Annotated in this window: 20 protein-coding genes; 8 read left to right on the forward strand and 12 right to left on the reverse strand. The window is 61.6% G+C overall.

Going from position 1 to position 23,208, the window contains the following annotated elements:
- Positions 1-59 precede the first annotated feature (59 nt).
- On the forward strand, positions 60-1,124 hold the full coding sequence (fba, locus tag AC27VO_RS06855; protein WP_488665961.1) for a class II fructose-bisphosphate aldolase: 1,065 nt from the start codon (positions 60-62) through the stop codon (positions 1,122-1,124).
- 98 nt (positions 1,125-1,222) lie between these two features.
- Here the strand turns inward: fba and AC27VO_RS06860 are convergent, their stop codons facing one another.
- The 3 genes from AC27VO_RS06860 to AC27VO_RS06870 form a co-directional block, all read right to left on the reverse strand.
- Positions 1,223-2,140 (reverse strand): LysR family transcriptional regulator, encoded by a 918-nt coding sequence (locus AC27VO_RS06860; RefSeq protein ID WP_488665962.1) that lies wholly within the window; start codon positions 2,138-2,140, stop codon positions 1,223-1,225.
- A 61-nt stretch (positions 2,141-2,201) separates the two neighbouring features.
- Positions 2,202-3,197 (reverse strand): asparaginase, encoded by a 996-nt coding sequence (locus tag AC27VO_RS06865; RefSeq protein WP_488665963.1) that lies wholly within the window; start codon positions 3,195-3,197, stop codon positions 2,202-2,204.
- Between the two features lie 3 nt (positions 3,198-3,200).
- Complete coding sequence (locus tag AC27VO_RS06870; RefSeq protein ID WP_488665964.1) at positions 3,201-4,196, reverse strand: Bug family tripartite tricarboxylate transporter substrate binding protein; 996 nt, start codon at positions 4,194-4,196, stop codon at positions 3,201-3,203.
- A 246-nt stretch (positions 4,197-4,442) separates the two neighbouring features.
- Between AC27VO_RS06870 and AC27VO_RS06875 the strand changes: the two genes are divergently transcribed.
- Positions 4,443-5,423, forward strand: coding sequence for a Bug family tripartite tricarboxylate transporter substrate binding protein (locus AC27VO_RS06875; protein WP_488665965.1), 981 nt, complete (start codon positions 4,443-4,445; stop codon positions 5,421-5,423).
- Positions 5,424-5,630: 207 nt separating this feature from the next.
- Here AC27VO_RS06875 and AC27VO_RS06880 read toward each other — a convergent pair whose 3' ends face one another.
- On the reverse strand, positions 5,631-6,773 hold the full coding sequence (locus AC27VO_RS06880; RefSeq protein WP_488665966.1) for an NAD(P)/FAD-dependent oxidoreductase: 1,143 nt from the start codon (positions 6,771-6,773) through the stop codon (positions 5,631-5,633).
- A gap of 342 nt (positions 6,774-7,115) precedes the next feature.
- On the opposite strand from AC27VO_RS06880, the gene AC27VO_RS06885 reads away from it, so the two are divergent.
- Positions 7,116-9,065, forward strand: coding sequence for a methyl-accepting chemotaxis protein (locus AC27VO_RS06885; protein WP_488665967.1), 1,950 nt, complete (start codon positions 7,116-7,118; stop codon positions 9,063-9,065).
- 146 nt (positions 9,066-9,211) lie between these two features.
- On the opposite strand, the gene uvrA is transcribed toward AC27VO_RS06885, so the two are convergent.
- The gene (uvrA, locus tag AC27VO_RS06890; protein ID WP_488665968.1) at positions 9,212-12,214 is read right to left on the reverse strand and encodes an excinuclease ABC subunit UvrA; all 3,003 of its coding nucleotides are present in this window, start codon (positions 12,212-12,214) and stop codon (positions 9,212-9,214) included.
- A gap of 229 nt (positions 12,215-12,443) precedes the next feature.
- On the opposite strand from uvrA, the gene AC27VO_RS06895 reads away from it, so the two are divergent.
- The 3 genes from AC27VO_RS06895 to AC27VO_RS06905 all read left to right on the forward strand — a co-directional run bounded on the left by AC27VO_RS06895 (position 12,444) and on the right by AC27VO_RS06905 (position 15,991).
- Complete coding sequence (locus AC27VO_RS06895) at positions 12,444-13,634, forward strand: MFS transporter (RefSeq protein WP_488666000.1); 1,191 nt, start codon at positions 12,444-12,446, stop codon at positions 13,632-13,634.
- A gap of 266 nt (positions 13,635-13,900) precedes the next feature.
- Positions 13,901-14,464 (forward strand): single-stranded DNA-binding protein, encoded by a 564-nt coding sequence (ssb, locus tag AC27VO_RS06900; RefSeq protein WP_488665969.1) that lies wholly within the window; start codon positions 13,901-13,903, stop codon positions 14,462-14,464.
- A 180-nt stretch (positions 14,465-14,644) separates the two neighbouring features.
- Entirely contained in the window at positions 14,645-15,991 is a 1,347-nt protein-coding gene (locus tag AC27VO_RS06905; RefSeq protein WP_488665970.1) for a diguanylate cyclase, read from the forward strand.
- Between the two features lie 48 nt (positions 15,992-16,039).
- Here AC27VO_RS06905 and dapB read toward each other — a convergent pair whose 3' ends face one another.
- Together dapB and AC27VO_RS06915 are read right to left on the reverse strand one after the other, a co-directional pair.
- The gene (dapB, locus tag AC27VO_RS06910; protein WP_488665971.1) at positions 16,040-16,861 is read right to left on the reverse strand and encodes a 4-hydroxy-tetrahydrodipicolinate reductase; all 822 of its coding nucleotides are present in this window, start codon (positions 16,859-16,861) and stop codon (positions 16,040-16,042) included.
- A 97-nt stretch (positions 16,862-16,958) separates the two neighbouring features.
- Complete coding sequence (locus tag AC27VO_RS06915) at positions 16,959-17,504, reverse strand: outer membrane protein assembly factor BamE (RefSeq protein ID WP_488665972.1); 546 nt, start codon at positions 17,502-17,504, stop codon at positions 16,959-16,961.
- Positions 17,505-17,656: 152 nt separating this feature from the next.
- On the opposite strand from AC27VO_RS06915, the gene fur reads away from it, so the two are divergent.
- Positions 17,657-18,085 carry a ferric iron uptake transcriptional regulator gene (gene fur, locus AC27VO_RS06920; protein WP_488665973.1) on the forward strand — a complete coding sequence of 143 codons (429 nt, stop codon included), beginning with the start codon at positions 17,657-17,659 and terminating at the stop codon, positions 18,083-18,085.
- A 72-nt stretch (positions 18,086-18,157) separates the two neighbouring features.
- Here the strand turns inward: fur and hprK are convergent, their stop codons facing one another.
- The 3 genes from hprK to hpf form a co-directional block, all read right to left on the reverse strand.
- On the reverse strand, positions 18,158-19,126 hold the full coding sequence (gene hprK / locus AC27VO_RS06925) for an HPr(Ser) kinase/phosphatase (protein WP_488665974.1): 969 nt from the start codon (positions 19,124-19,126) through the stop codon (positions 18,158-18,160).
- A 52-nt stretch (positions 19,127-19,178) separates the two neighbouring features.
- Positions 19,179-19,646 (reverse strand): PTS IIA-like nitrogen regulatory protein PtsN, encoded by a 468-nt coding sequence (gene ptsN, locus AC27VO_RS06930; RefSeq protein WP_488665975.1) that lies wholly within the window; start codon positions 19,644-19,646, stop codon positions 19,179-19,181.
- Positions 19,647-19,776: 130 nt separating this feature from the next.
- Positions 19,777-20,124 carry a ribosome hibernation-promoting factor, HPF/YfiA family gene (hpf, locus tag AC27VO_RS06935; RefSeq protein WP_488665976.1) on the reverse strand — a complete coding sequence of 116 codons (348 nt, stop codon included), beginning with the start codon at positions 20,122-20,124 and terminating at the stop codon, positions 19,777-19,779.
- A gap of 386 nt (positions 20,125-20,510) precedes the next feature.
- Between hpf and AC27VO_RS06940 the strand changes: the two genes are divergently transcribed.
- Entirely contained in the window at positions 20,511-21,431 is a 921-nt protein-coding gene (locus tag AC27VO_RS06940) for a phosphoribosylaminoimidazolesuccinocarboxamide synthase (protein ID WP_488665977.1), read from the forward strand.
- Positions 21,432-21,611: 180 nt separating this feature from the next.
- Here AC27VO_RS06940 and holA read toward each other — a convergent pair whose 3' ends face one another.
- Positions 21,612-22,676, reverse strand: a complete 1,065-nt coding sequence (gene holA, locus AC27VO_RS06945) for a DNA polymerase III subunit delta (protein WP_488665978.1) — start codon at positions 22,674-22,676, stop codon at positions 21,612-21,614.
- A gap of 6 nt (positions 22,677-22,682) precedes the next feature.
- Complete coding sequence (locus tag AC27VO_RS06950) at positions 22,683-23,195, reverse strand: LPS-assembly lipoprotein LptE (protein WP_488665979.1); 513 nt, start codon at positions 23,193-23,195, stop codon at positions 22,683-22,685.
- Between the last annotated feature and the right edge of the window lie 13 nt (positions 23,196-23,208).

Consider the following 23,208-nt stretch of genomic DNA (forward strand, 5'->3'; position numbering starts at 1 on the left):
GTTACCACGCGGTTACCGCCGCGCAAAATCTTTAGATTAACCCTTACCGGACCACGAACATGCCTTTGATTTCGATGCGCGAAATGCTCGACCATGCCGCTGAAAACGGCTATGGCATCCCCGCCTTTAACGTCAACAACCTGGAACAAGTTCAGGCCGTGATGTCGGCGGCTGACGAAGTCGGCGCGCCCGTGATCCTGCAGGCATCGGCTGGTGCCCGCAAGTACGCTGGTGAGCCCTTCATCAAGCACCTGATCCAGGCTGCTGCCGAGATGTACCCCCACATCCCACTGGTGATGCACCAGGATCACGGCACCACCCCTGAGGTGTGCCGCGGCGCGCTGAACCTGGGCTTCGGCTCGGTGATGATGGACGGCTCCTTGATGGGTGACGGCAAGACCCCTTCGTCCTTTGAATACAACGTGGACGTGACCAAGCAAGTGGTGGCCATGGCCCACCAGATGGGTGCAACCGTGGAAGGCGAGCTGGGCTGCCTGGGCAACCTGGAAACCGGTGACGCCGGTGAAGAAGACGGCATTGGCGCCGTGGGCAAGCTGGACCACAGCCAGATGCTGACGGACCCCGAAGAAGCGGCCGTGTTTGTGCGCGAAACCCAGCTGGACGCTTTGGCAATCGCCATCGGTACCAGCCACGGTGCTTACAAGTTCAGCCGCCCCCCTACGGGCGACATTCTGTCGATCGCCCGCGTCAAGGAAATCCACGCCCGCATTCCCAACACCCACCTGGTGATGCACGGCTCTTCCTCGGTGCCCCAAGAGCTGCTGGCCATCATTAACCAATACGGCGGCAAGATGAAGGAAACCTACGGCGTGCCCGTCTCGGAAATCCAGGAAGCCATCAAGTACGGCGTGCGCAAGGTGAATATTGACACCGACATCCGCTTGGCGATGACCGGCGCGGTGCGCAAGTTCCTGGCCGAGAACCCTGACAAGTTCGATGCCCGCGAATGGCTCAAGCCTGCCCGTGAAGCGGCCAAGCAGCTGTGCAAGGCCCGTTACCTGGAATTCGGTTGCGAAGGCCAGGGCGCCAAGATCAAGGGCTACAGCCTGGAGCAAATGGCCAAGAAGTACGCCGCTGGTGATTTGGCACAGCTGGTGAAGTAAGGCGGATACCGCCTGCCCCGACGCAGGCGAAACGTCTCAACCCGCAAACGCATGGTTTGCGGGTTTTTTTATGCCCGCGTGCCCAGTGTGTAGGGGGCTCAGTCCGCTTGCGCCAGCACGGCATGGTGCTTGTTACGGCGCAGTCGGGCATCTTGCAGGGCCTGTCTCAGGCAGGTTTGCAGCGCGGCAATGCTGCGTTTTTCCTGGTCTGCCTTGCGCATGAGCAGCGCCAGGTGGTAGGTGGGAGGGTGAGCGCCGAGCTGGTGCACGGCCACGGGGTAGGTGTGCAGCAACGCGGGCTCGGAGATTTCCAGCACAGAGATGCCATGGCCCGCACTCACCAAGGCCAGGATAGCGCCCGCCGTATCAAACTCCAGCTTGCCGTGGGTGGCAAAGCCTCGGGCCTGTACATAGCGCTGTGCTTGCTGGCCGCTGGTGGTGCGGCGGTCGTAGCGGATCCAGGGATAGCGACGGAAAAGCTCCGGCACGGACAGGTTCTGCGTGCCGGGTGGGTGTACCAGCACCATTTCCCGGCGCTCCATGGCTTGCCAGTGCAGGCGTGAGCTGCCGCCGTCCTCGGGCTGAGCGACCAGCGCGGTATCGATGTCTCCTGCTTTGACGGCGGCGATCAAACTGCTGCTGCGGCCCGAAATGACGCGCACTTCCAGCGCCGGAAAGTGCTGTGCCGCGTGGTGCAGCACGGGAGGTAGCAGCAGCGGCAGGTGCGATTCCAGGACCCCGAGCTTGATCACGCCCTGCACGGCCATCTGACTGGGTTCACGCAGGGCCTGCAGTTTGGTCAGTGCTTCGGTCATCACCTCGACGGCTTGCCCCGCCAGTGGCGTGGGGCGCAGCTGCGCGCGCGAACGATCAAACAGCGGCTGGCCAAAAAAGCTCTCGAGCTGTTTGATCTGAATGCTGACAGCGCTGGCCGTCAGGTGTTTTTCAGAAGCGGCTGCGGCCAAGGTGCCATGCCGTAAGACCGCTTCCAGGGTCGCGAATGCATCAATTTTCATAGCAAGCCAATAGGCGTTGCAAACGAAGTGAGGCCGTCGTCGAGCGTGGCGAGTGCGGGTCTTACGTTTGCGGTCGCTGGTCCTGGCTGAACAGTGCGGTCAGTGCGGCACTGTCTTGCCAGCCATGTTGAAGCGCAAGCATCAGCAAGATCCGTGCCTTGCATGGCGACAGATCGTCGCTCAGCACAGCGCCCAGCTGCACCAGGTTGTGGCTCGACCCCTCAAAGCTATAGCCCGCGCGGGTGCCGCCATTGGGGATGCGCGTGGCAACCACCACCGCCACGCCTTGCTGTAAAGCCGCTGCAATGCTGTGCTGCAGGCTGGCAGTCACATGGCCGGACGCGCAGGCCTCAATGACTATGCCAGGCGCGCCGTAGGCCACGGCCGCATCCAGCAGGCGACCATCTGCCCCGGCATACATGGGGATGATGGGCACATGGGGAAACGGGGTGTGGGACAGCGGCACGTGCAGGCGGCGCAGGGGCTGGCGTTGGAAGACCACCCGGCCCGCGCGAATGAGCCCCAGGCTGCCCCAGTCACCGCTGAGGAAAGTGTCCACATTCAGTGTCTGGCTCTTGGTGACTTCGCGTGCAGCCTGAATGCGTTCGTTCAGCGCAATCATCACGCCCATCTCGCAGGCAGCAGGGCTTTGGGCGATGCGGATGGCGTTGTACAAATTGCGCGGGCCGTCAGAGTCGGGCTCGGAGGCGTTGCGCTGGGCGCCGGTCAAGACCACAGGCTTGGCGCTTGCCAGGCACAGATCGAGAAACCAGGCCGTCTCTTCCATGCAGGCCGTGCCGTGCGAAATCACCACGCCCTGGATGTCCTCGCGCAGCAGCAGCGGCTGCAGCAGGTCATGCAGGATGCGCCAATGGATCGTTTCCACGTGGGGGGAGGGTACGCGGAAGGCATCCACGACTTCGACGTCACCTAGGGCGCCGTATTGCGCCGCGCTGGCCAGCAGGCTGTTGCCTGCCAGCACAGGCTGGGCCAGCTGGGTGTCGCTGGCGCGTTGTGAGGCAATCGTGCCTCCGGTGGTGATGAGTGCGACGGCCATGGCTCAGTCCTGGGTGATGTTGGCGGTGTTCACCACGGTGGTCCACTTATCGACTTCCGCCGCAATGTATTGGCTGTACCCCTGCTGGAAGCGCTTGCCCGGCACGCCGCCCAGGCCTTGGATGCGTTGCTGGATATCTGCTTGGGCCAGCACTTCTTGCAGGGCTTGGCTCAGCTTGGCGACCACGGCTGGGGGGGTGCCAGCGGGGGCCGACAGGCCGTTCCACGACAGCACTTCAAAGTTGGGCAGACCGGCTTCGGCCATGGTGGGTACGGCGGGCAGGTCGCTCAGGCGCTCGGGGGCGGCCACGGCGATGGGTTTGACCTTGCCGCTTTGCATATGCTGCAGCACGCCCAGCGTGGTCATGAAACTGGCGGTCACGGTGCCCGAGGTCACATCCATCAGCGCGGGGGCTGTGCCGCGGTAGGGTACGTGCAGCAGATCAATGCCCGTGCGTGCCTTCAGCATTTCACCGGCCAGGTGGGGTGAGCCGCCGCTGCCCGTGGACGCGTAGCTGAGCTTGCCCGGCTGCTGCTTGACCTCGGCGATAAAGCTCTTGAGGTCGGCGGCCTTGGCATTGGGCTCCAAAACCAGCACACTGGGGGAGGCCATGAACTGGCCAACGTGCACGAAATCCTTGTTGATGTCGTAGCGCAGGCGCTTGTAAATGGACATATTGGTCGCGTTCTGGATGGTTGAAACCAGCAAGGTGTAACCATCGGGCTTGGCGCGAGCGACTTCTTCGGAGGCAATGTTGGAGCCTGCGCCGGGCTTGTTCTCGACCACAAAGGGCGTGCCCAGCTTTTCGGCCATCTGCGAGGTGATGAGGCGCGCCACCACATCGGTCGCGCCGCCTGGGGTGTAGCCCACGACCACGCGCACCGGTCGGTTGGGGTAGTTGGCGTCGGCATGGGCCAGGGGGGCTGACAGGGTGGCAGCGCCCAGGCAGGCGGTGATCAGGCTACGGCGGCTCAGGCCAGATACGGTGAAAGAGGGCATGGAGGCATCTCACGAACAGGAAAGGAATGGGCCGAGCATGGGCGTGAGGGCTGTGGCGTGAAAAGCGAATTTGCTTTAGGTCTGGCTTTGATTTTTTTTAGGTCAGGGGTTTGTGGTGTGAAATCAGCCACTTGGGGCGCTGGCCTGGAGTGGACGGGCTTGTTGCCGAATGTTCATGTGTATATTGCATAAATTCATGCATAAATTGCGAAAAGCTGTTCACAATCGGGGTAACAAGGAATATTTATGACCACAACCATTCTTCGTCGCACTTTGATTGCTTGCGGTGCTGCCATGCTGGCGGCAGGCCCCGCGTTTGCGGATGACGCCGCGTCCTACCCCAACAAGCCCGTGACCATCGTGGTCGGCTACCCTGCGGGCGGCTCGACCGACCTGGTGGGCCGTCTGGTGGCCAATGAGATCGAAAAGCATCTGGGCCAAACCGTGGTGGTGGAAAACCTCGGCGGTGCCGGTGGAGCGATTGGTGCACAGAAGGTGGCATCGGCCAAGGCCGACGGTTACACGCTGCTGGTGGGCGCCAACAATGAGCTGGCCATTGCCAACCAGATCAACAAGGCCGTCAAGTACAAGATTTCGGACTTCACCTCGATCGGCATGGTGGCTTCGCAGCCCATGGTGCTGGTGGCATCGGCCAAGGCCGGAGTGAAGACCGCGGGTGACTTCGTGTCGGCTGTGAAGGCCAACCCCGGCAAGTTCAGCTACGGCTCGTCCGGCGTGGGCACAGCCCTGCACCTGGCTGGCGAAATGATGAAGGACCAGGGCAAGATCGACATGCAGCACGTGCCTTACCGCGGCGTGCCTGCGCTGACGAACGACGTGATGGGTGGCAACATCGAATACGGCGTGTTCGTGCTGTCTTCGGGTCTGCCGCTGATCAAGGCGGGCAAGGTCACGGCGCTGGGCACCACCGAAGCCAAGCGTTACGCGGCGACGCCCGATATTCCTGCGCTGGCTGAAACCCCTGCGTTCAAGAATGTGGACATCAACTCCTGGTTTGCGCTGATGGGCCCTGCCAACATGCCTGCCCCTGTGGTGGCCAAGATCAAGGCTGCGCTGGACAAGACCATGGCTGCGCCTGAGTTCCGCAAGAAGATGGAAGATGCCGGCGCTGCTGTGATGGACCGCAAGCTGGATGCAGGCAAGTACATCAACGGCGAAATCGCCAAGTACAAGAAGATTGTCGACGTCGCGAAAATCGAGCTGTAAGCAGCTGGTTTTCTCCCCAGCGCGCCATGGGCCATGGCCAGTGCGGTGGGGTGATGCAGATGCAGATGCAGATGCAAAAAACCCGCCAGGTGCAAGCCTGGCGGGTTTTTTATGGTCTCTCTAAAAGAGGAGCGCGTCGCGCTGTTCCACGCTGCGATACAGATGGTTTTCTATCTGCATCGAGCGTTGGATCAGCGCAGGCTGCTCTTATTTTTGTAAGCGCACGGGCTCCAGCGCTTCCAGCTTGACGCCCTGGGCCAGCAGCTGGCTGTCAATCGGCTCATCCAGCAGCAGGTTGCGCGCCAGCAGGCTGTAGGCGGCGGCACTCTGGATGCCGTAGCCGCCTTGCGCGGCCACCCAGAACAGATTGGGTGCGGTGTCATCCCAGCCGATCACCATCTCACCGTCGGCCACAAAGCTGCGCAGCCCCGCCCAGGTGTGCGAGGGGCGGCGGATCTGCAGCGTGGTGGCCTGCTCGATGTGCCAGATGCCGGTGGCAATGTCTTCTTCCTCGGGCTGCACGTCGTGCGGGTAGGTGGCGTCGGCATTGGCTGGGCTGCCCAGCAGCTGGCCTGCATCGGGCTTGAAGTAAAAGCTTTCGTCCGCGCTGATGACGGCGGGCCAGTGCGTGGCATCCATGTCTTCGGGCACGGGGAAGGTGAATGCGCTGCGCCGCGCTGGCACCAGACCGATGGCCCGGGCACCGGCCAGCTCGCCAATGCCGTCGGCCCAGGCGCCTGCGGCATTCACCAGCACGGCCGTTTGTGCGCTGCGGCCGTCAGCCAGCGTTACGTTCCAGGTGCGGGTGTTGCCGTCATGCGCCAAGGCGCGCACTTCGGCGTTGCACCACAGGGCGCCACCGGCGTGGCGCAGGCCACGCAGAAAGCCTTGGTGCAGCGCGTGCACGTCGATGTCGCGGGCGCCATCGTCCACAAAACCGTCCACGATGCTGGCGTTGAGCACGGGCACGATGGCGCGCAGGGCGTCACCGTTCAGGCGCTGGGCATCGGGAGAGTGCTGCACGGCCTCGGCGTAGGCCGCGTCGATCAGCGGTTTTTGCGCGGCCGTGCCCACATACATCACGCCGCGGGGGTGCAGGATGGGGGTGTCAACAAAGCCTGCGGGCGGGTGCTCATAAAACGCACGGCTGGCGCGCGTGAGGGCTTGCACCTGCGCGGGGCCGTAATGCTCTTCAAACAGTGCCGCAGAGCGCCCGGTGGTGTGGTAGCCCGGTTGGCTCTCACGCTCCAGCACCAGCACGCGCTGGCCTGCTTGCGCCAGGCGCCAGCCGACAGAGGCGCCCGCCATACCAGCGCCCACCACAATCACATCCCACATCGCTTCACTCATTGCCAATCTCTTGTTTGCGGTTGAACGGTGACGATACACGCGTTTGATAGTTTGTCAGGAAATGTCGCTATCTCAAGTTGTTTTAAATCAATCTGATAAATATCAAAGTATTGATTCTTTGATGGCCGGCATTGTCAAGGGAGTGCGAATGTTGCGGGTGAAAGTTCGATACTTTGGGGCTTGAAACTTTTAGAAACATCTGCCGTTCGCGTACGCTGCACCCCCGCTGGTCTTTGTGCAACGCAGAACGTGCCCTGCATCAAAGGTAGCTCGATGGCTCAATGGCTGCAACGACTTCGTCTTGCTCACAACTTTTTAATTCTTGGCTTCATCGCTTTGGTGATGGTGCTGGTTCCCCTGACCCTGTATGTCAATGACTTGATGGGTGAGCTGCGCCAGTCCGAAAAAGAGGCGCAAGGCATGCCGCCCATCATGGCCGTGAATGCGGCGGTGCAACAGTTGCAAGCCCACCGCGGAACCACGGCAGGCATGCTGGGTGGTGATGCCACCATGGAGTCACGCCGCCCTGCATTGCGCGACGCGGTGAACCAGAATTTGAGCAAGGCACAAGAAGCCTTGGCCGCTGCGCAGGCTGAATCAGCTCTGGTGCAGCAATTTCAGAAGCTGGTGCAAACCTGGCAAAGCCTGGAGGCTTCGGTCAGCAGTCGTGCGATCAATGCGCCCCAAAGCATGGCGCAGCATACCCAGTTGGTGAATGGCCTGTTGCAGCTCAATGAAGGGCTGATGCACAACTATGGCTTGCTGGTGGTGCCTAGATCGGACAACCAAGCATTGATTCAGGCGCTGCTGTCGCAAGCGCCGTTGCTCAGCGAGAACCTGGGCTTGTTGCGAGGCCAAGGCGCTGGATTTTTGGCGCAAGGGGAGTTGCCTGCGGAAAACCGTGGAGCTTTGCGTGCCTTGCACCGCCGCGTGAGTGAGTTGTTGGCGGCATCGGGGCGCTCTTTGGAACGGGGCATGGTGGCCAACGCTGCCTACCGCCAGGCGTTGAATGGTCCGGCGCAGAATGTGGCGAGCTTGACCGCAGAAAGCCTGCAGCTGACGAATACGCAATTGATTGAGGCGCAGACACTGACGCTGGCGGCCCCCCAGTTTTTTGACACGCTGACACGTGCGATCAGTGCGGTAAATAGCATCAGTGTCGACGGCAGTCGCTTGTTGACGGATAGCTTGCTGCATGATTCGGCGCAGCAGCGCAAACAGCTGATGGGCGTTCTGGTGTTGATGGCGCTGGCTATGGTGGCTGCGGTGGTGCTGGCCATGCTGTTTGTGCGCTCGATCACAGAACCCTTGCAAAAAGCAGTGCAGTTGGCCCGCAATGTGGCGCAGGGTGACTTGAGCGGCAGCGACGTACAAGTTGGCACCAATGAGGTCAGCGAGCTGCTGGACGCACAGCAGCAAATGCGCGCGCGTTTGCGCCCTATGGTGGCCCAGGTGCGCCAAGGGGCGGACAGTGTGGCGCTGGCCAGTGCGGAGATTGCGCAGGGCAATCTGGACTTGTCTGGCCGCACCGAGAGCCAGGCCAGCGCGCTGGAAGAGACCGCGGCATCGATGGAGCAACTCAGTGCCACCGTGCGCCACAACGCTGATAACGCGCAAGAAGCCAGCCAGCTGGCACAGTCAGCGCGTACCGTGGCCGTGGAGGGTGGCGATGTGGTGGAGCGCGTGGTGCAGACCATGCAAGGCATTCACGAAAGCAGCCGCAAAATCTCCGACATCATTGGTGTGATTGACGGCATTGCGTTCCAGACCAATATCTTGGCGCTCAATGCCGCTGTGGAGGCGGCCCGTGCCGGAGAGCAGGGCCGTGGCTTTGCGGTGGTGGCCAGTGAAGTGCGCTCGCTGGCGCAGCGCAGCGCGGAAGCGGCCAAAGAAATCAAGGCCTTGATTGACACCAGTGTCTCGCGTGTGGGCGAGGGCAATGTGCTGGTGCAGCAAGCGGGTACCACGATGGGTGATGTGGTGCAGGCTATTCAAAAGGTGAGCACGATTGTCGCGGGCATCAGCAGCGCCAGCCAGGAGCAAGCCAACGGCGTGGGACAGGTGGGCGAGGCTGTGCAGCAGATGGACCATGCCACGCAGCAAAACGCCGCGCTGGTGGAAGAAATGGCCGCAGCGGCCAACAGCCTGAACCAGCAGGGGCAAGAGCTGGTGCACGCCGTGTCCTTCTTTTGCTGGGATGGAGAGGCGCATGCAGCTTCTGCATTCGCACCCCAAGGCCGTGCACTGCCATCTGCCAAGTCGGCGGCGGTGAAAGCGTTGGCCAACAGCTAGGGCGACACAAGCGCATCCAAAAACAAGGGGCCTCGTGGCCCCTTGTTGGTTTTTAGATTTGATAGCTGCTAGCGCTGATGAATGTTGGCTTTGAGTAGATAAACTGTTTAATACTCAATGCATTCAAGCGCTGGCAGCTATAAAAATCAATTTGGCTGCAGATAGTTGCGCAAATATCGCCCTGTATGGCTGGCGGGGTTGGCAGCCACTTGCTCGGGCGTGCCGGTGGCCACCACCTGGCCGCCGCCTGCGCCGCCTTCAGGGCCCATGTCGATCAGCCAGTCGGCGGTCTTGATGACGTCCAGGTTGTGCTCGATCACCACAATCGTGTTGCCCGCATCGCGCAGCTGGTGCAGCACTTTGAGCAGCAGCTCCACATCGGCAAAGTGCAGGCCGGTGGTGGGCTCGTCCAGGATGTAGAGCGTGCGCCCCGTGTCGCGTTTGGACAGCTCTTGCGCCAGTTTGACGCGCTGCGCCTCACCGCCCGAGAGCGTGGTGGCGCTTTGCCCCAGGCGGATATAGCCCAAGCCCACGTCCAGCAGGGTCTGCAGCTTGCGCGCAATGCTGGGCACGTCCTTGAAGAAGGCGTGGGCGTCTTCCACCGTCATGGCCAGCACGTTGGCAATGTTCTTGCCTTTCCACTGCACTTCCAGTGTTTCGCGGTTGTAGCGCTGGCCGTGGCAGATGTCGCAGGGCACGTACACATCGGGCAGAAAGTGCATTTCTACCTTGATCATGCCGTCGCCCTGGCAGGCCTCGCAGCGGCCACCTGCCACGTTGAAGCTGAAGCGTCCCGGACCATAGCCGCGTTCGCGCGCGGTGTTGGTTTCGGTAAACAGCTCGCGGATGGGTGCAAACAAGCCGGTATAGGTAGCCGGGTTGCTGCGTGGCGTGCGGCCAATGGGGGCCTGGTCCACGTTGATGACTTTGTCAAAGTGCTCCAGCCCCTGCAGCGCCTGGTGGGGCGCTGGCTCGGTGCCCGCGCGGTACAGCTGGCGGGCCACTTCGGCGTACAGCGTGTCATTGACGAGTGTGGACTTGCCCGAGCCTGAGACGCCTGTCACGCAGGTCAGCAGGCCCACGGGGAATTCCACCGTCACATCGCGCAGGTTGTGCCCGCTGGCGCCCACCACGCGCAGGCTTTGCAGGGCATGGTGGTTGGGGGCTTCCGTGCCGGGCACGCTGGGGAAGCCGCTGGCCGGCTTGCTCTCGGCCTCGTCCACCTTCACGGGCAGCCAGGGCGTGCGCCGCTTGGGCACGGCAATGCGCTTGGTGCCGCTCAGGTACTGGCCGGTGGGGGATTGCGGGTTGGCTTTGATCTGCTCGAACGTGCCCTGGGCCATGACCTGGCCGCCGTGCACGCCCGCGCCAGGGCCCATGTCGATGATGCAGTCGGCTGCGCGCATCATGTCTTCGTCGTGCTCCACCACGATCACGCTGTTGCCGATGTTGCGCAGGTGCGCCAGCGTGGCAATCAGGCGGTCGTTGTCGCGCTGGTGCAGGCCAATGCTGGGCTCATCGAGCACATACATCACACCGGTCAGGCCGCTGCCAATCTGGCTGGCCAGGCGGATGCGCTGAGATTCACCGCCGGACAGCGTGTCCGCGCTGCGATCCAGGCTCAGATAGTTCAGCCCCACATCCAGCAAAAAGCGCAGGCGCGAGGCGATTTCGTTGACCACTTTCTCCGCAATGTCGGCCTTGTTGCCCTGCAGCTTCAAGGTGGTGAACCACTGGTGCGCTTCGGCCAGTGTGGTGGCGTTGATCTGGTAGATGGCGCGGGCCTGGTCACCGTCGCCCACGCGCACAAAGCGGGCTTCGCGGCGCAGGCGCGTGCCCTGGCAGTCCGGGCAGCTGCGGATGCTGCGCAGGCGCGTGAGGTCATCGCGCACGATTTGTGAGTCGGTCTCGCGCAGGCGGCGGGCCATATTGGGGATCACGCCTTCAAACACGTGCTCCACCACGGTGGGCTTGCCGTCACCCTCGTAGGTGAAGGCAATTTTTTCGTTGCCAGAGCCCCAGAGCACCACTTTTTGCACGGCGGCAGGCCAGCTTTCAAACGCGGCATTCACGTCTTGGTCGTAGTGCTGGGCAATGCTTTGCAGCAGCGTGAAGTAGGTGCTGTTGCGGCTGTCCCAGCCATGGATGGCGCCGTTGGCCACGCTCACGGAAGGGAAGGGGACGACCTTGTCCGGGTCAAAGTCTTCGCTCACGCCCAGGCCGTCGCAGGTGGGGCAGGCGCCCATGGGGGAGTTGAAGGAGAACAGGCGGGGTTCCAGCTCTTCGAGCGAGTAGGTGCACAGCGGGCAGGCAAAGCGGCTGCTGAAGACGTGCTCGTGGCCGGAATCCATGTCCACGGCCAGCACGCGGCCACTGGCGGCATCACCGCCAATGCGCAAGGCGGCTTCCAGGCTTTCAGCCAGGCGTTGCTGCAGATCGGCCCGCACCTTGATGCGGTCGACCACTACGTCGACATCGTGCTTGCTGTTTTTGTCCAGCGGCTTCAGGTCTGCGGCATCCACCACGCTGCCATTGATGCGAAAGCGGATGTAGCCCTGTGCCTGCATCTGCGTCAGCAGGTCGGCGAAGTCGCCCTTGCGCTGGCGCGCCACGGGGGCCATCAGCATCAGCTTGGTGCCTTCCGGCAGGGCCAGGATGGCGTCCACCATCTGGCTGATGGTTTGTGCCTGCAGTGGCAGGTTGTGCTCCGGGCAATACGGGGTGCCGGCACGCGCAAACAGCAGTCGCAGGTAGTCGTTGATCTCGGTGATCGTGCCGACGGTGGAGCGCGGGTTGTGGCTAGCGGCTTTTTGCTCAATCGCAATGGCGGGTGACAGACCCTCGATCAGGTCGACATCGGGCTTGTCCAGCTGCCCCAGGAACTGGCGCGCATAGGCCGAGAGGCTTTCCACATAGCGGCGCTGGCCTTCGGCGTACAGCGTGTCGAACGCCAGGCTGGATTTGCCGGAGCCGGACAGCCCCGTCACTACCACCAGCTGGTTGCGCGGAATGTCCAGGTCAATGTTCTTGAGGTTGTGCGTGCGCGCACCGCGAATGCTGATGTGCGTATGCCCAATGGCATGGCCCAGATAACGCCCGGCAGCATCTGGCGTATCTACTGGCAGTGAGGTTTTCGAGGCGGCAGTCACGGGCAGGCGGTGTGCAGAGGTAAATCTGCCCATCATAGAGAGTTGGCTGCAAGCATGTGTAGCAGCCATGCGCCCAATCGCGGACAATAAGGGTTTGGCGCTGGCAGGCTTGTGCCTGCCGTGCAGGCCGCACAGCGCGGCTTTTTGTGCCGTCCCCATCTGGTTTTAGCGCGTGTCTCAGCCCCACAACGAATCCCTCTCTCCCGTCCCCGATGCTGCCAGCAGCAAGATGACCCCGCAGGAGCTGCGTTCCAGCAGCAGCCTGGCGCTGATTTTTGCGCTGCGCATGCTGGGTCTGTTCTTGGTGCTGCCTGTGTTTGCCCTGGAAGCAGGCAAATACCCGGGCGGGGACGACGCGGCCATGGTGGGCTTGGCCATGGGCTTGTATGGCCTGACGCAGGCCGTGTTTCAGCTGCCGCTGGGCATGGCTTCCGACCGCTGGGGGCGCAAACGCATCATCGTGGGTGGCCTGGTGGTGTTTGCCATTGGCAGCCTGGTCGCAGCGCTGGCAGATTCGCTCACCGGCCTGATGGTGGGCCGCGCGCTGCAAGGCGCTGGTGCCGTGTCGGCCGCAGTGACGGCGCTGATGTCGGATTTGACCCGTGACAGCGTGCGCACCAAGGCCATGGCCATGGTGGGCGGCTCCATTGGCCTGATGTTTGCGCTGGCGCTGGTGCTCAGCCCGCTGCTGGCTGCCTGGGTGGGCCTGTCCGGCATTTTTGGCCTGACGTTTGCCCTGGCTTTGGCGGGTGTGGCCGTGGTGCTGTGGGTGGTGCCGCCAGAGCCCGCCCAGCAAAGCAATGCCCCGCGCGGCAAGCCCAGCGAGCTGTTGCAACACAAGGATTTGCTGCGCCTGAATGCCGGGGTTTTCATTTTGCATACCGTGCAGATGGCCATGTGGGTGGCGGTGCCCGCCTTGCTGGTGGCTGCCGGTTTGAGCAAGGATGGCCACTGGAAGGTGTACCTGCCAGCTGTGGCGCTGTCGTTTGTGGCCATGGGCGGGCTGTTCTCGATGGAGCGCAAGGGCAAGCTGCGGGCCGCGCTGCTGAGCGCGATTGGCCTGGTACTGGTGGTGCAAGTGGGCCTGGGCGCGGTGGCGCAGACCGGCACCACACCATCGCTGCTGCTGATGGGCGGGCTGATGTTTCTGTTCTTCGTGGGCTTTAACGTGCTGGAAGCCAGCCAGCCCAGCCTGGTGTCGCGCATGGCGCCGGCCCATTTGCGCGGCGCAGCGCTGGGGGCCTACAACACGCTGCAGTCGCTGGGGCTGTTTGCCGGCGGCTTTCTGGGCGGTGTGCTGGCCAAGTGGGGCGGTATGCCCGCACTGTTCACCGCCACGGCGGCGTTGATGGTGCTGTGGCTGGTGATGACCTGGCCGCTGCAGCCCGTGGCACGGCCTGCCCGCGCATCAAATTCATAAAAACAGGAGCGTTGAGCGATCAACTAGTCAAGGCTTCAAGGTGTTTTCGCTTTGAAGCCTTTGTTTTTAGTGCGCAAGCAGCTTCTGTTTTTGAAGAGGCGTCGTGCATGCGCCACGCCGTTCTGCGGGAATTGGAAGGCAGGCGCATGCGTTAAAAACTTTGGGTTAAGCTGCGCTCCTGCAGCCTGTCGGAGGGGCTGTACTTCACTTAATTTGGTTCGGGACCTCCCCCTTGTTCACCCGAACTACTTGCAAGGATTTGCATCATGGCATCCGTTAACAAAGTCATTTTGGTCGGTAATCTGGGCCGCGACCCTGAAATGCGCACCTTCCCCAGCGGAGATCAGGTCGCCAACGTCACCATCGCCACGACCGACCGCTGGCGCGACAAGAACACCGGTGAGAACAAAGAGTCCACCGAATGGCACCGCGTCGTGTTCAACGGCCGTCTGGCTGAAATCGTGGGCCAGTACCTGCGCAAGGGTAGCCAGGTGTATGTGGAAGGCAGCCTGCGCACCCGCAAGTGGACCGATCAGGCCACCGGCCAAGAGCGCTATGCCACCGAAATTCGTGCTGACAGCATGCAGATGCTGGGCAGCCGCCAGGGCATGGGTGGTGGTCAGCAAGGTCAGGGCTACGGCGATGACGCAGGCTACGGCGACAACGGTGGCGGCTACGATGCAGCCCCCCGCCGTGCAGCCCCTGCCCCCCGCCCTGCGGCACCTCAGCAGCGCATGGCGCCTCCTGCGGCAGCACCTGCGCCCATGGCTCCGCCCCCACAGCGCGCTGCCTCCGGCTTTGACGATATGGACGATGACATCCCGTTCTAAGCGAACTGCGCTGTCACGCTGAACTGCAACCCATACGGGCAACCGTATGGGTTTTTTTCTTGGTGCGGCATGGTTAGCCCTGCATGGTTGCCGGGGTTTTGCGGCTTGTTACTTTGCATGTGCGCTTTCTGCGCGAGACTGTCACATCTTTTTACATTTGTGCTGCGCGGATCTTTGCCCATGTTTTCTTTCTACGCCAGCGAGTGGCGCTGCTTGCTACAGGGCTGTGATGCCGATGCCCGTGCCGTGCTGGCACGCATTGCCCAAGCGCACAACGAGGCGCTGGCCACGTTCTTCTACAGTGCCATGCTGGAAGATGAGGCTGCATCAGGGCTGCTGTCGCACGAACAGGTGCAGACGCGGCTGATGGCCTCCATGCGCCGCTGGATTGTGCAAGTGCTTGCTGCACAGCCGGAGGATGATTTGGAGGCGCTGGTAGCGCAGCAGATCAAGATTGGCGAGGTGCATGCGCGCATTGATGTGCCGGTGCACCTGGTGCTGCGCGGCGCACGCAGCCTCAAAGATGGTGTGCAGCAAATGCTGTGCGATGAACCCGCCGCCCTGCAAAACCGTGCGCTGCAAATGGCAGGCCGCCTGATTGACCATGCCATGGAAGCCATGTCGCAGGGCTATGCGGTCTCGCGCGACAGCAACTCGCGCACCAAAGAAGCCTACCGCCTGTTCACCGTCACGCAGAACCTGGCGACGGTGCGCGAGCAGCGCCGCGCCGAGCTGCTGGACTGGGAGAACCAGTGCCTGTATCTGCATGCCATGGGAGTGGACAGCCAGTCGCTGAGCAATTTGGCCAATTCGGACTTTGGCCTGTGGTTCCGGCACAAGGGCGTGGATATCTTTCACGGCGCGCCCGCCTGTCAGAGCATTGTGGATGCCATGCAGCGGATTGATGCCGATCTGCTGCCGGCACTGATGCGGGCCAAAGGCGGGGAAGTGGCAACCCCTTTGCTGCAATTGCGGGAGCATTCGCGGCATATTGCAATGAGCCTGGACGCTTTGTTTGCCCAAAATAGCGAGCTGGATGCCGGCCGCGATGTGCTGACGCAGCTGCTCAATCGCAAGTTCTTGCCGGTGGTGCTGGCTAAAGAGGTGCAATACGCCCGCCAGAGTGCCTCATGCTTCAGCATCGTGACCCTGGACATCGATTTCTTCAAGCAGATCAATGACCAGTACGGCCACGAAGGCGGAGACATGGTGCTGCAGCAGGTGGCCAATGTGCTGGGCAACAATATTCGCGGCGGCGACTATCTGTTCCGCCTGGGTGGCGAAGAGTTCTTGATGGTGCTAGTGGATACCGCATCTGCTGGGGCAGCCAGCGTCGCGGAGAAGCTGCGCACCCAGATTGAGCGCGAGGCGTTTCATCTGCCCCGCAACCAGCGCAGCAAAGTCACGATCAGCGCCGGGGTGGCCACATTTGACGGGCATCCTGACTACCAGCGCATCTTGCGGCAAAGCGATGAAGCCTTGTACAAGGCCAAGGCCCAGGGCCGCAATCGCGTGGTGATGGCATAAAAAAACCCTGCAGAGCAGGGTTTGGGTGGATGGCCGTGGGCAGGCGCTTTAGCGCAAGCCCAGCACGTCAAACATATCGAACTGGCCGGTGGTCTGGCGGGCCAGAAAGCGCACTGAACGCAGGCTGCCATCGGCATAGCCAGCGCGGCTGCTGGATTTGTGGGAAATCTCCACGCGCTCGCCCGTACCGGCAAACAGCACGGTGTGGTCACCCACAATGTCGCCGCCGCGTACGGTGGCAAAGCCGATGGTGTTTTCCTTGCGTTCACCCGTGTGGCCAAAGCGCTCGTACACCGCGCGATCTTCCAGCTTCGTGCCTTGGGCTTCGGCAATCACTTCACCCATCTTGATGGCTGTGCCCGATGGCGCATCCACCTTGTGCTTGTGGTGGGCTTCCACGATTTCAATGTCGTAGCCCGTATCCAGCGCCTTGGCGGCCATCTCCAGCAGCTTGAGCGTGACGTTCACGCCCACGCTCATATTGGGCGCCAGCATGACGGCGGTCTTCTGTGCAAAAGCGGCAATCTGCGCCTTTTGCGCCTCGCTGAAGCCGGTGGTGCCAATGACCACCTTGACGCCAAGCTCCGCGCAGATCGCTAGGTGGGCCAGCGTGCCTTCAGGGCGGGTGAAGTCAATCAGAAAATCCGCCTTGGACAGCGCGCTTTTCAAGTCGCTCTCGATCAGTGCGCCACTGGCTTGACCCAAAAAGGCGGCTGCATCGGTGCCCAGGGCGGGGCTGTCGGGCAAATCCAGGGCCGCTGTCAGCACGCAGTCGGGGCTGGCTTGGATGGCTTCCACGAGCATGCGGCCCATGCGGCCAGACGCGCCGGCCACAGCCACGCGCAAAGGGGAGGAAGAGGGCGATGTCATAACGATCCAGTCAATGAGGAGTCAAATGTACAAAGCCGCTGCAGCGCCCATGGTGGGGCTGAGCGGCCTGTGTACCGCATGCAGTGCATGCTGAAACTTAGCGGTTTTCCAGAGGCGGGTAGCTGCGTTGGGGGGGCGTTGCTTCCGGTTCGCTGGCCTCCGAAGCCTTGGCTTTGGGCACAGGGAACTTGGCCAGCTGTTCTTCAGAAGCCTGCAGATTGGGCACCTTGAGCTTGCCCATGGGCTTGACTAGCGTGGCCACGAACTCGTCTTCGGACGGCATTTCGTCACCTTCCACGCGCACAAAGCGATCGTCTTCAAAGAAAACGGTCAGCTTGCGACTTTGCTCTTGTACGCCCTGGCGCTTGATGGTGAACACATATTCCCAACGATTGTTGTGGAAGACGCTGGTGACCAGCGGTGTACCCAGAATTTCGCGCACATGCTGGCGGCTCATGCCGGGCTGCAAGGCTTGCACTTGTTCGCGGGAGACAAAATTGCCCTGCACCACTTCGACTTTGTAGGGTGTGATGGCGCTCATGGCGTTGCGCGTGGATTCGCCAATGCTGCTGCATGCAGCCAAGAGCGAGGCGAGAGACAGAGTCAACGCCACCCGAAGGCGACAACGAGCTTGTACATGCATGGGTAATAAGCCAAGGGATATGATCTGCCCCATTGTAGCGGCAGGTTTTACTCGGGTTTTGGCGTGTGGGACCAGCCCCTGAGCAGGCCGTTTTTGATGTCTGGCGTGAGCTGTCGTAAGCTTGGGCCAAACACCCACTCTCCAATTACGCCATGAAGAACATTGACGACCTCAAAAGCACGGGCCTGAAAGCGACACTGCCGCGTCTGAAGATTTTGGAGATTTTCCAGGGCGGCAAGCAGCGCCATATGACAGCGGAAGACGTGTTTCGCGTGCTGCTGGACGAACGCTCTGACATCGGCTTGGCCACGGTTTACCGCGTGCTGACGCAGTTTGAGCAAGCCGGTATTTTGCTGCGCAGCAACTTTGAAAGCGGCAAGGCGGTGTATGAGCTCAATGAAGGCCAGCACCATGACCATTTTGTCTGCACATCGTGTGGCAAGGTGGAAGAGTTCTATGACCCGGAAATTGAAAAGCGCCAGCAGATGATTGCGGACCAGATGGGCTGGAGCATTCAAGACCACTCCATGTCGCTGTATGGCCAATGCGCAGACTGCGCAAGCCGTTCGACCAAGCGCTGATTGCTCGGGCAATCGGATACAAAAAAGGCATCCCATGGATGCCTTTTTTTGTGCCGGATACCCGCAGTGCCTTTAGTGGTGGGCGCCTTTGCCCATGTCGCGCTCCATCGCCAGGCGGTGGCGTTCTACAAACTCTTGGTAGGTGTCAATGCCGCGCAGTTGCAAGATGCTGTTGCGCACAGCCGCTTCGACCAACACCGCAATATTGCGGCCCGCAGTGACGGGGATGACTACTTTGCGCACCAAAATACCCAGCACATCCTGGGTGAGCGGTTCTTGGGGCAGGCGCTCGTATTCGCGTTCCATGGTTTCTTTGCGCACCAGGTGCACGATCAGTTTGAGACGCATCTTGCGGCGTACGGCGGTCTCCCCAAAGATGGCGCGGATGTCCAGCAGGCCAATACCGCGCACTTCCAGCAGGTTCTGCAGCAATTCAGGGCACTTGCCCTCAATGGTGGTCTGGTTGATACGGTACAGATCGACCGCATCGTCGGCCACCAGGCCGTTTCCACGCGTAATCAGTTCCAGACCCAGCTCGCTTTTGCCCAATCCGGACTCGCCGGTGATCATCACGCCCATGCCCAGAATGTCCATGAACACGCCGTGCATGGTGGTGCGGTCGGCAAAGTGCTTGGACAGGTAGGCCCGCAGCACATCGATTACGAAGGCAGAAGCCTCTGCCGTCGAGAACATGGGGATCTGGGCTTGCTCACACATGGACAGCAAAGCCTGGGGGGCTTGCTGGCCATCGGCCAGCACCAGCACCGGGGGTTCTAGCTTGACGATGCGCGCGATACGGCGCGCGCAATCTTCCTCGGTGGCGTTTTGCAGATAAGCCACCTCGCGCTCGCCCAGCACCTGCAAGCGATAAGGGTGGATATAGTTGAGGTAGCCAACAAGGTCGGCACCGGAACGCGCCGAGCGCACGGCCATTTCATCAAAGCGCCGCTCGGAGGCGCCCAGGCCAGCCAGCCATTCCCAGCGCAAGGTTTCACGGAAAGCTTCGAAAAGCCGGTTGGCGTTGATGGCTTTGTGGCGCATGGCGAGGCGGCATGAAGGCCTTGCCAGCCCGGTGCGCAGGCAAGGCGGGTGTTTAGGCGGTGGTGGCGGACTTCCAGCTGGCAATCAGCTGGTAGAGGGCTTCGGCGTCGGTTGCGCTTTTGAGGGACTCGCGCAGATTGCTGTCGCTGAGCAGCTCTGCAATTTCGGACAGAATTTCCAGGTGTTGCTGGGTGGCCGCTTCGGGCACCAGCAAGAAAATCAGCAGTTGGACGGCCTGCTCATCGGGGGCATCAAAGCCAATCGGGCGTGCGAGCTGAAACACTGCAGCCATGGGGGCTTTCAAGCCCTTGATGCGACCATGGGGAATGGCGACGCCGTGGCCCAAACCGGTCGAACCCAGACGTTCTCGCGCAAACAGGCTGTCGGTGATCAGGGCGCGCGACAGGCCGTGCAAGCCTTCAAACAGCAGGCCCGCTTCTTCAAAAGCGCGTTTTTTGCTGGTGGCATCAACGCTCACAAGCACTTGAGCGGGCGACAGAATGGAGGCAAGACGGTTCATGTGGAAACTATTATGCATCGCCCGAATTGGAAATCTCTGGCAGGTGCGTTAAAGCAAAAAAGGCCGCCAGTCGGCGGCCTGTCACTGGGGACTTTACCTAAATCTTCGCACAAGCAACAGGTGTCCGGCGTCAGTCCAGTCCTACAGTTGCTAATTCCCGCTTAACGGGGCTAATGCGCCAACCCTGGACGCGGGTTTTGTGGCTGACGATCTGGCGATCCAGTTTGTCGACCAGTTCATCGATGGCAGCATACAGGTTCAGGTGTTTGCTGCCTGCGTGCAGGGCATTGCCTTTGACGTGGATGCTGCACTCTACGCGTTGGCGGCGCTCTTTCTGTGCCTCGTTGTGCTTGGATAGCAAGACTTTGACGTGAATGACCTGGTCAAAGTGTCGCAGTACGCGCTTGAGCTTGGAGATGACATAGGCACGCAGCGCGGGGCTGACTTCCAAGTGATGGCCGCTGATGGTCAAGTTCATAAAACAACCTCCTGTGCTTTCAGGTTCGCAAAGCAGTTTCCACACAGCGTGTGCTGTGCGAAATGGGGCGGTTGAATGCGCATTCGTCGCTTGTGAGCCACTATGCGCCTGTTGCCGAAAGCGCGCAACGGCATTTCGGCATGCTTTGCTGGGGTATGACCGACCTACAGACGCAGGCCAGAAATCGGCGCAGAATGAGACGTTTTTGCTGAAGGTGGCGGGCGCTGTTCTCGTCGCCAATCATGATCGGCATCGACATGAAGTAGTCGCGATTGTCAGCTTTGTGCATGCCAGTCCGGCCCTAAAATCCCGTATCGGAGCACCGTCTGTCTGCCTCTGCGGTAGATGGCTTTGCCACGTTCCGAATTCCTTTTGTCTGCCCTCTCATGACACAGCCCACGACTTCTGCCCTGCACACTTCCAACATCACTTCGCTGCCGCTGCTCGCACGTGGCAAGGTGCGTGACAACTACGCCGTGGGCAACGACCGCATTCTGATGGTGGCTTCGGACCGCCTGTCTGCTTTTGACGTGATCATGGGCGAGCCCATTCCCGGCAAGGGCGAGTTGCTGACGCAGATGGCCCTGTTCTGGTTTGGCAAGTTGGGTCACATCTGCCCCAACCACCTGACCGGTGAGGCGCCGGAGTCGGTGGTGACGGCGGAAGAGGTGGCGCAGGTCAAGGGCCGCTCCATGCTGGTCAAGCGCCTCAAGCCTGTGCTGATCGAAGCCGTGGTGCGCGGCTACTTGGCTGGCAGCGGCTGGAAGGAATACCAAGAAGGCCAAGCCGTGTGCGGCGTGAAGCTGCCTGCAGGGCTGGTGAACTCGGCCAAGTTGCCCGAACCCATCTACACCCCTGCGGCCAAGGCCGAGATGGGTGACCACGACGAAAACATCACCTACGAGCGCACTGTGGAAATGGTGGGCGAGGCGCTGGCCTCCAAGATCCGTGACACCGCGATCCGCATCTACAAGGAAGCGTCGGAGATTGCGTTGACCAAGGGCATGATCATTGCCGACACCAAGTTCGAGTTTGGCCTGACCGAAGACGGCGAGCTGGTGTTGATGGACGAAGTGCTGACCCCCGACAGCTCGCGCTACTGGCCCGTGGAAGGTTATGAAGATGCCTTGAACGCCGGCGTGAATCCTCCCAGCTACGACAAGCAGTTTGTGCGTGACTGGCTGGAGCAGGCCAAGGTCAATGGCAAGCTGTGGGACAAGACGGCCCCAGCCCCCCGTCTGCCCCAGGACGTGATTGAGAAGACTGCGGCCAAGTACCGCGAAGCGCTGGAGCGTTTGACCGCCTGAGTCGCGAACATACCCGCAAAAAAAGCAGCCGATCGGCTGCTTTTTTTATGGCTGCTTGGCGTGCAAAGACGTTGCTGGGGCTGTTGATTGCTAAAAAGTGAGCTTCTTGCGTAGGTGAAACCTTGTTCTTGGGTTGGAAAGTGCCTGAGATTAAGGGCTGACAAGCGCAAGCTGCTATGTTTATTTGCGGTCTGCAGGCCCTTGCAAGGCGGTCACCATGTCGACGGCCAGTTTGCGGAGTGCCTGCCAGCTGTCACGTGGCCAGCCATCCGACGGCAGGCCTTTGACAATGCCATCCACCACATGGGCCGAGTGCAGCAGGCGCACGGCGGCGCTGGCCGTCAGGCGTGGCACCACGCGCTCAAACAGTTTTTCCTTGTTGCCCCAGACGCGCAGGCTGCGCAGCACCATGGGCAGGGGCTGGCCGCTGGCCAGCGCATCTTTGGCGCGCTTGAGGTTGCGAATGTCTTCAGACAGCGTCCAGTGCACCAGCACTTCGGCCGTGCCTTCGGCCTGCAGGCCATCCATCATGCGAATGACGCGCGGCAGATTGCCCGAGAGCACGGATTCTGAGAGCTTGAACACGTCATAACGCGCCACGTTGAGTACGGCTTGCTCAACCACGGCGTAGCTCAACTCGCCCTCGGGCTGTAGCAGACCCAGTTTCTGGATTTCCTGGTGCGCAGCCAGCAGGTTGCCTTCCACGCGGTCGGCAAAGAACTGCAGCGTGCGCTGGCCTTCCTCACCCGACGCCACGCGCTGGCGCTGCAGGGCCAGCCGCTGGGCAATCCAGCTGGGCAGGGCAGGGCGTTCAATGGGGTCCACCTGGATGGTGGCGCCATGCGCGTCCAGCGCCGCAAACCAGGCCCCTTTCTTGGTCTGGGCATCCAGACGCGGCAGGGTCACGATGGTCAGCGTGTTGTCATCGCCCGCCGCCTGGCTGGCCAGCTGCTGGATGGCGGCGCTGCCATCCTTGCCCGGCTTGCCCGAGGGAATGCGGATTTCGACCAGTTGCTTGTCGGCAAACAGGCTCAGTGAGCCACCCGCTGCCAGCACATTGCTCCAGTCGAAATGTACGCCCTGCACGGTGTGCACGCTGCGCTCGGTGTGGCCGGCAGCGCGTGCTGCCGCACGGATGGCGTCGGCGGCTTCCTGCAGCTGCAGGGGCTCGTCGCCGTGCAAGGTGTACAAAGGCCGCAGACCTTTTTGCATGTGTGCGGCCAGTTGGTTCAAAGCCAGTTGCATGCGGTGCTATTCCGCAGCTGGGGCTTGGGCGGCAGACAGGCGGCGCAGCAGCTGCTGCGCCAGGTCGGCGTACATGTTGCGGTAGAGCGCAGCTTCTTCTTCACCCTTGGCCAGGGCCAGCGATTCGCTGTAGCTCATCTCGCGCTTTTGCAGCATTTCGGTGTCTTCGATCCAGACGCGGCCTGCTTTGTCGACCAGCTTGAAACGGGCGAACAGGCGCAGCTCCACTTCGCGCACCTGGCCCGAGGCGGTCTTGGCCAGAATCACGCGCTGGCGGCGCTCGCCCAGCAGGTGCAGGGTGGCGTCGGCCAGATCTGGCTTGGCGGGCGGTAGTAACACGGTGAGGTTGCCACCTGCCGTGGCCAGGTTGCGCAACACTTCGCGCGTGAAGGGCGAACCCTCCGGCGCTTGCACGTACAGGGTCGAAAACGGAAAGGACGGCGCGCCACGCAGGCGAAAGCCGCAGGCGCTGACCACGGGGGCCAGTGCCATCAGGGAAAGCAGCGTACGTTTACGCATGGCGGGCATCCTT

Source organism: Comamonas sp. 14P8.1.4, from assembly GCF_057799285.1.

Bases quoted from the DNA above. Each gene is read 5' to 3' on its own strand.
- fur (WP_488665973.1), top strand. From the start codon at position 17,657: ATGAAGAACATTGACGACCTCAAAAGCACGGGCCTGAAAGCGACACTG.
- fba (WP_488665961.1), top strand. From the start codon at position 60: ATGCCTTTGATTTCGATGCGCGAAATGCTCGACCATGCCGCTGAAAAC.
- AC27VO_RS06915 (WP_488665972.1), bottom strand. From the start codon at position 17,504: ATGCATGTACAAGCTCGTTGTCGCCTTCGGGTGGCGTTGACTCTGTCT.
- hprK (WP_488665974.1), bottom strand. From the start codon at position 19,126: ATGCGCCACAAAGCCATCAACGCCAACCGGCTTTTCGAAGCTTTCCGT.
- AC27VO_RS06885 (WP_488665967.1), top strand. From the start codon at position 7,116: ATGGTGCTGGTTCCCCTGACCCTGTATGTCAATGACTTGATGGGTGAG.
- hpf (WP_488665976.1), bottom strand. From the start codon at position 20,124: ATGAACTTGACCATCAGCGGCCATCACTTGGAAGTCAGCCCCGCGCTG.
- AC27VO_RS06875 (WP_488665965.1), top strand. From the start codon at position 4,443: ATGACCACAACCATTCTTCGTCGCACTTTGATTGCTTGCGGTGCTGCC.
- AC27VO_RS06950 (WP_488665979.1), bottom strand. From the start codon at position 23,195: ATGCGTAAACGTACGCTGCTTTCCCTGATGGCACTGGCCCCCGTGGTC.
- ptsN (WP_488665975.1), bottom strand. From the start codon at position 19,646: ATGAACCGTCTTGCCTCCATTCTGTCGCCCGCTCAAGTGCTTGTGAGC.
- holA (WP_488665978.1), bottom strand. From the start codon at position 22,676: ATGCAACTGGCTTTGAACCAACTGGCCGCACACATGCAAAAAGGTCTG.
- AC27VO_RS06865 (WP_488665963.1), bottom strand. From the start codon at position 3,197: ATGGCCGTCGCACTCATCACCACCGGAGGCACGATTGCCTCACAACGC.
- ssb (WP_488665969.1), top strand. From the start codon at position 13,901: ATGGCATCCGTTAACAAAGTCATTTTGGTCGGTAATCTGGGCCGCGAC.
- AC27VO_RS06895 (WP_488666000.1), top strand. From the start codon at position 12,444: ATGACCCCGCAGGAGCTGCGTTCCAGCAGCAGCCTGGCGCTGATTTTT.
- AC27VO_RS06880 (WP_488665966.1), bottom strand. From the start codon at position 6,773: ATGAGTGAAGCGATGTGGGATGTGATTGTGGTGGGCGCTGGTATGGCG.
- AC27VO_RS06870 (WP_488665964.1), bottom strand. From the start codon at position 4,196: ATGCCCTCTTTCACCGTATCTGGCCTGAGCCGCCGTAGCCTGATCACC.
- dapB (WP_488665971.1), bottom strand. From the start codon at position 16,861: ATGACATCGCCCTCTTCCTCCCCTTTGCGCGTGGCTGTGGCCGGCGCG.
- AC27VO_RS06940 (WP_488665977.1), top strand. From the start codon at position 20,511: ATGACACAGCCCACGACTTCTGCCCTGCACACTTCCAACATCACTTCG.
- AC27VO_RS06905 (WP_488665970.1), top strand. From the start codon at position 14,645: ATGTTTTCTTTCTACGCCAGCGAGTGGCGCTGCTTGCTACAGGGCTGT.
- AC27VO_RS06860 (WP_488665962.1), bottom strand. From the start codon at position 2,140: ATGAAAATTGATGCATTCGCGACCCTGGAAGCGGTCTTACGGCATGGC.